5 protein-coding genes and 1 pseudogene are annotated in these 6109 nt (G+C 74.5%); 2 read left to right on the top strand and 4 right to left on the bottom strand.

Annotated elements, in window-relative coordinates; translation table 11 throughout:
- Positions 1 to 92 precede the first annotated feature (92 nt).
- The 3 genes from AB0F10_RS28490 to AB0F10_RS28500 all read right to left on the bottom strand — a co-directional run bounded on the left by AB0F10_RS28490 (position 93) and on the right by AB0F10_RS28500 (position 3254).
- Positions 93 to 1028, bottom strand: coding sequence for an alpha/beta hydrolase (locus AB0F10_RS28490; protein WP_360631555.1), 936 nt, complete (start codon positions 1026 to 1028; stop codon positions 93 to 95).
- Positions 1029 to 1100: 72 nt separating this feature from the next.
- Positions 1101 to 2036, bottom strand: coding sequence for a cation diffusion facilitator family transporter (locus tag AB0F10_RS28495; protein WP_360631558.1), 936 nt, complete (start codon positions 2034 to 2036; stop codon positions 1101 to 1103).
- Positions 2037 to 2105: 69 nt separating this feature from the next.
- Positions 2106 to 3254 carry a molybdopterin molybdotransferase MoeA gene (locus tag AB0F10_RS28500; RefSeq protein ID WP_360631561.1) on the bottom strand — a complete coding sequence of 383 codons (1149 nt, stop codon included), beginning with the start codon at positions 3252 to 3254 and terminating at the stop codon, positions 2106 to 2108.
- A gap of 190 nt (positions 3255 to 3444) precedes the next feature.
- Between AB0F10_RS28500 and AB0F10_RS28505 the strand changes: the two genes are divergently transcribed.
- On the top strand, positions 3445 to 3942 hold the full coding sequence (locus AB0F10_RS28505) for a hypothetical protein (RefSeq protein WP_360631564.1): 498 nt from the start codon (positions 3445 to 3447) through the stop codon (positions 3940 to 3942).
- Positions 3943 to 3975: 33 nt separating this feature from the next.
- On the opposite strand, the gene AB0F10_RS28510 is transcribed toward AB0F10_RS28505, so the two are convergent.
- Positions 3976 to 5307: a UDP-glucose/GDP-mannose dehydrogenase family protein gene (locus AB0F10_RS28510; protein WP_360631567.1), complete on the bottom strand. Its 1332-nt coding sequence runs from the start codon at positions 5305 to 5307 to the stop codon at positions 3976 to 3978.
- 412 nt (positions 5308 to 5719) lie between these two features.
- Between AB0F10_RS28510 and AB0F10_RS28515 the strand changes: the two are divergent.
- Positions 5720 to 6109: pseudogene (locus AB0F10_RS28515) on the top strand (hypothetical protein); the annotation flags it as partial.

Genomic DNA, 6109 nt, shown 5'->3' on the forward strand with positions numbered 1-6109 from the left:
GTGCTCCCCGCGACCAGAACGGAAAAGGGGAGGTCCACATGGCAGGAAACGCGGGCCTGCTCAGCGCCGGTTGCGGCGCCGGGCCGGTCCGGTCACGGAGCAAGCCGCTGTGCGGCCAGCCAGCCGGCGATCGCGGCGTTGGTCTGCGCCGGGGCCTGCAGCATGACCTCGTGCCCGGCGTCGACAGTGGCCTGCGTGAGGTTGGCGCAGGCGGCCCGCATCGGGCCGGCCAGGGGGCTGCGCAGCGTCTCGCAGATGCCGTCCCAGGCCGCGTGCACGAACAGCACGGGCATCTCCAGGCGCCGGTGCGGCGCGCGGGCGGCGTACGCGAGGTTGGCCTCGTCGTTGACATACCACGAGCAGGGGCCGCGGAAGCCCGTCTCGTTCAGCGCCGCCACCAGCACGGCGTAGTCCTCGACGGACAGCATGTCGTCGCGCGGCAGCGCCGGGGCGCGCCGGGCCGGGCCGAACCAGCCGCCGTTCTCGCGCACCCGGGCGCTGCGGGCCGGCCCGGGCGCCGGGTCCGGGCGCCCGCGGCGGTAGAGCAGCGACACGGTGGCGGCGACGTCCGCGTCGAAGTCCGCGACCGCACGGTCGAAGTTCTCGGCGTAGAAGCGGTAGTAGTCCCACTGGCCGTACGGGAACCGGTCGGCCGGGTAGGCGTCGCGGTCGACGAGCGGAACCAGCGTCTGCAGGGCGAAGCCTTCCGGCAGGTACGGCACGCACAGGCTCGCGACCGCGCGGACCCGTTCGCGGTGGTGCGCGGCGAGCGACCACACCACCGGGCTGCCCCAGTCGTGCCCGACCCAGACCGCCGGCTCGCCGCCCAGGCTGTCGTGCAGGTCGAGCATGTCGCCGACGATGTGCTCGAGCGCGTACGCGTCGGGCCGCGCCGGCACGGACGCGGTGCCGTAGCCGCGCATGTCCGGGGCCACGCAGTCCCAGCCCGCCGCCGTGAAGTGCTCGACCTGGGCGCGCCACACCAGGCCCAGCTCGGGCCAGCCGTGCACGAAGATCATCAGTGGCATGTCACGTCCCGCCGCGAGCTGTCACCCGGGCAGTGAACCATGCCCGGGCATCGAGGCCCGAAGTGCCGTGGCTCAGCCGTGCGCGTGCTCCGGGTCGGGGTGGATGAGTGCGCTGGTCAGCCTCGGTACGGCGTGGCCCAGCCGGTGCTCGGCGTCGACCGCGATGGCGTGCGCCGCCGCCAGCGACAGCTCCGCGCCGACCGTGATCTCCGTTTCCGCGTGCAGCCGATGGCCGATCCAGCGCAGCCGGACCGAGCGCACCCCGAGCACGCCCGGCGTCGCGCGCAGGCAGGTCTCCGCCCGGTCCACCAGGGACGGGTCGACCGCGTCCATGAGCCGGCGGTAGATGTCGCGGGCCGCGTCCTTGAGCACCAGCAGGATCGCCAGCGTGATCAGCAGGCCCACGGCGGGGTCCGCCCAGCGCCAGCCCAGCGCCGCACCGCCCGCGCCGAGCAGGACCGCGAGCGAGGTGAACCCGTCCGCGCGGGCGTGCCGGCCGTCGGCGACCAGCGCCGCCGAGCCGATCCGCCGGCCGACGGACATCCGGTACCGCGCCACGATCTCGTTGCCCGCGAAGCCGAGCAGGCCGGCCGCCGCCACGTACGGGATGTGGGTCATCTCCTGCGGCTGCAGCAGCCGCCGCACGGCCTCGTAGCCGGCGAAGGCCGCGGACGCCGCTATCGTCGCCACGATCGCGACGCCGGCCAGGTCCTCGGCCCGGCCGAAGCCGTAGGTGTAGCGGCGGGTCGCCGCGCGCGTCCCGAGCAGGAACGCGACGCCGAGCGGCACCGCGGTGAGCGCGTCCGCGGCGTTGTGCAGGGTGTCGCCGAGCAGCGCGACCGAGCCGGAGAGGGCGACCACGACGGCCTGCGCCGCCGCGGTCGCGCCGAGCCCGATCAGCGAGATCCACAGGGCGCGCAGCCCGGCGCGGGACGTCTCCAGCTCGGTGTCGACCCTTCCGGCCGGGTCGTGGGAGTGCGGGGTGAGGGCGTGCCGCAGACCGGTCATAGCCGCAGGGTAGGTGCACAAGTAGGCGTGCGACAACGCTGCAACCGCCCCTGACCTGCAACAACAACGTCAGAGCAACAGCATCAGGTCGGCCGCGGCGCCGCTGGACCAGCCGTCCTCGAGCACGGCCAGGGCGTCTGCGGCCGCGGCGCCGGCCAGGCTCGCCGGGCGGCCGCCGGGCACGATCGTGGCGTGGTCACCCGCGAGGCGTACGGGCACCAGCAGGGTCGCGGCCGGCGGGAGGTGCGCGTCGCCCACCACGCTCAGCCGAGGTGCCGGCGGCCGGGCGGCGCCGGTCAGGCCGTACAGCAGCGGCTGCAGCAGGGTCACGCAGGCCACCAGCCCGGCGTACGGGTTGCCCGGCAGGCCCGCGACCCACCGCCCGCCCGGCAGGGCGGCGAGGGACTGCGGGCGGCCCGGCCGGCACGCCACCCGGTCCACCAGGCGGCGCGCGCCGAGCGTGTCCAGGACCCGGTGCAGGTGGTCCGCGGCGCCCGCCGACGACGAGCCCGTCACCACGACCACGTCGACGTCCGTGGCGGCCAGGCAATCGGCGAGCAGCCCGGCGTCGTCGCGCAGGAGCACCCGGTCGGCGACCACCCCGCCGGCTGCCGCGACCAGCGCCGACACCATCGGGGCGAACACGTCGCGGACCTGCCCGGCGCCGGGCACGCCGGCGGACACCACCTCGTCGCCGGTCACGACCAGCCGGACCGACGGCCGCCGGCGCACCGGCACGTCGTCCAGCCCGGCCTGGGCGAGCAGCCCCGCCACCGCCGGGGTGACGACCCGCCCGGGGCGCAGCAACTCGTCGCCGGCCCGCGCGTCCTCGCCGGCCCGGCGGATGTGCGGCTTCGTCCAGCCCGCGGCGCCGGTCAAGTCGGCCGTCTCGTACGGCAACACCGCGACCGTGCCGGGCGGCACCACGGCGCCGGTCATGATCTCGGCCGCCTGGCCCGGCCCGAGGACCCCGGCCCACGCCGGCCCGCCGGCCAGGATCCGGCCGACGACCCGCCAGGGCCCGGCGCCGGCCACGGCGTAGCCGTCCATGGCGGCGGCGTCGGCACCAGGCAGGTCGGCGCCCGCGCGCACCGGCTCCGCGAGCACCCGGCCGACGGCCGCGCCGAGCGGCACCCGCTCGGGCGGCAGGGCGGTGGCGGACGTGCCGGCGATCTTCAGGGCGGTACGCCACGGTACGGGGCTGTCGACGGATCGCATCGCTGTCAGTGTCACATCAGCACTGCACCCCGGCATGGTCACATCCGCGTGCCGGTACTGCTTCCGGGCGGCGACGAGAACCTCACTGCGGCGCCGCGGCCGATGTGACGGCCGGTAACCCGTTCGCGTGACGACATGGTTGATCGCGGTCATCGGTGCCTAGGGTCGAGCAGACGCGACGGAAGGGTGTATGGCTGTGCGCAACGGGTACCCGCGGACCGGTGCGGATGTCGTCCGGGAGGTGCTGGCCGCCCTGGCGCCCGGTGAGCTGCCGTACGTGGAGTCGGTGCTGGAGGCGTACCGGATCGATCCGTGGACGCTCGACGGGCGCCGGGCCGGCGTGCCTGTCGACCAGGTCGACGGATGGTCCGCCTTCGCCCTCGGCTTCGTGGCCGAGACGGTGGTGTCCCTCGCACCCGCCGAGGAGCCGGAGGCCTCCGGCCGGGGCCGGCTGACGATGCTGCTGAGCCGCTGGCGCCGGTCGCGCACCGGCGAGCTCGCGAACGTGCCCGACACGCCGGTGCCCGCCTTCGAGGCCGAGCAGTTGCGGCTGGCGTGGGCGTCCGCGATGGACGCGGCGACCTGCCGCGGCTACCCGCCGCGGGACCGGGAGGCCTTCGCGGCGGCGGTCGTCGCGGCCCTGGCCGTCGGGCACGCGCCCCGGCAGCGGCGCTCGGCCGAGGACTGAGCCGGCGGTCCCTCGGCCCTTGATCGTTATCGGTCAGGGGCGGCCGAGGGCCCGGTACTCCCAGCCCGCCGCGCGCCACGCGTCCGAGTCCAGCGCGTGGCGGCCGTCGACGATCCGCCGGGCGCCGACGACCGCGGCCATCGCCTCGGGGGCGATCCGGCGGAACTCGGTCCACTCCGTCAGCAGCACGACCACGTCGGCGCCGCGGGCCACGTCCAGCGCGCCGGTGCCGTAGCTGAGCTCGGGGTGTGCCCGGCGGGCGTTGTCCATCGCGGCCGGGTCGAAGACGTGCACGTCCGCGCCCAGGCCGGCGAGCGTGCTCGCCACCTCGAGGGCGGGCGCGTCGCGGATGTCGTCGGAGTCGGGCTTGAACGACGCGCCCAGCGCCGCGATCCTGCGGCCGGCGACGTCGCCGCCGCACAGCTCGACCACCAGGTCGACCGTCCGCGAGCGGCGGCGCCGGTTGATGCCGTCGATCTCGCGCAGGAAGCCGACCGCCCGGCCGACGCCCAGCTCCTCGGCCCGGTGCGCGAACGCCCGGATGTCCTTGGGCAGGCAGCCGCCGCCGAAGCCGAGCCCGGGCCGCAGGAACTTGCCGCCGATCCGCTCGTCGTAGGCCAGCGCCTCGGCCAGGTCCCGCACGTCGGCGCCGGTGGCCTCGCAGACCTCGGCCATCGCGTTGATGTAGGAGATCTTGGTGGCGAGGAACGAGTTCGCGGCGACCTTGACCAGCTCGGCGGTCTGCAGGTCGGTGACCTTCACCGGAACGCCCAGCGAGAGCACCGGCGCGAACGCGGCACGCAGCCGCTCCTCGGACCAGGCCGAGGTGACGCCGAAGACCAGCCGGTCGGGCCGCATGGTGTCGTCGACGGCGAAGCCCTCGCGCAGGAACTCGGGGTTCCAGGCCAGCTCGACCTGGTCGCCGGCGGGCGCGGTGGCCCGGATCAGCTCGGCCAGGCGGGCGGCGGTGCCGACCGGAACGGTGGACTTGCCGACCACCAGGGCGCGGCGGTGCAGGTGCCGCGACAGCGCGGTGACCGCCGCGTCGACGTAGGTCAGGTCGGCGGCGCCTGAGTCCGCGCGCTGCGGCGTGCCGACGCAGATGAAGTGCACGTCGCCGAACTCGCCGGCCTCCCGGAACGAGGTGGTGAAGCGCAGCCGGCCGGTCTCGAGGGCCTTGACGAGCAGTTCGGGCAGGCCGGGCTCGAAGAACGGCACCTCGCCGGAGTTGAGCCGCGCGACCTTGTCCGCGTCGACGTCGACACCGATCACGTCGAAGCCCAGCACGGCCATGCAGATGGCGTGGGTGGCGCCGAGGTAGCCGGTGCCGATGACCGTCAGCCGGGGACGCGGGGGCGTGTTCATCAGGCGAAATCCTCAGAAGTCAGTGAGATCGACCAGTCGACCGCTCGGACCGGTGCCGGGATTGTCGACCCCGGTACCAAGGACGCCGGTTTCGCCGCTGGCTCCCCGCCGGACATGGGCGACCAACTCGCCCGGCGGATCATCACCTCGCCCACGACCCGGTGCGGGTCGTATCGGGCGATGATGCCATCCCGGCATGTGCCGGCCCTCACCTGACCAGTCAGGTTTCTCGGCATCCTCGGACCGCCGGCCGGCCCGGGAGTCCGGCCGGCCCGGACATCGGGGCGAAATTGGCATAAGAAAATCGTCGGAATTTTGAACCGGATGAATTCGGCGCAGATCTGAACCAACACGCCGGGCGGTCGCGTACTGGATCTCGAACGACATTGATGTCCGACGACGAGGAGTGGTGATGAGACTGCGACAGCGACGACGCACCGGGGGCAGGAGCACCGGGGTCAACCGCAAGGCGATCGGCGGCGCAGTCATCGCTGGTGTGCTGGTGGTGGGCGGTGTGACGGGCCTGCAGTTCGCATCGGCCGGCGAGCAGGCGAAGGCCGCGGAGATCGTCGTGGTCGACGGCCAGAACTTCGACATCGCCGGTTGCGAGAAATTGGAAATCAACGCCGGCGCGGTTATCTGCGACGGCGAGCAATTGGCGCCGGAACAGCAGATGGGCGCCGCGGAGGCCGCCGCCGCATCGGCGCTGGCGCTCGAGACCGCGTGCGACCAGTTCGCGATCGATCAGGCCGCCGCCGCGGCGGAGGCGGGCGGCGCCGCCGAAGTTCGGAAGAGGGTAGTG

Origin of the sequence: Actinoplanes sp. NPDC026623, assembly GCF_040638275.1 — a bacterium.
In the GTDB taxonomy this organism is placed as follows: domain Bacteria; phylum Actinomycetota; class Actinomycetes; order Mycobacteriales; family Micromonosporaceae; genus Actinoplanes.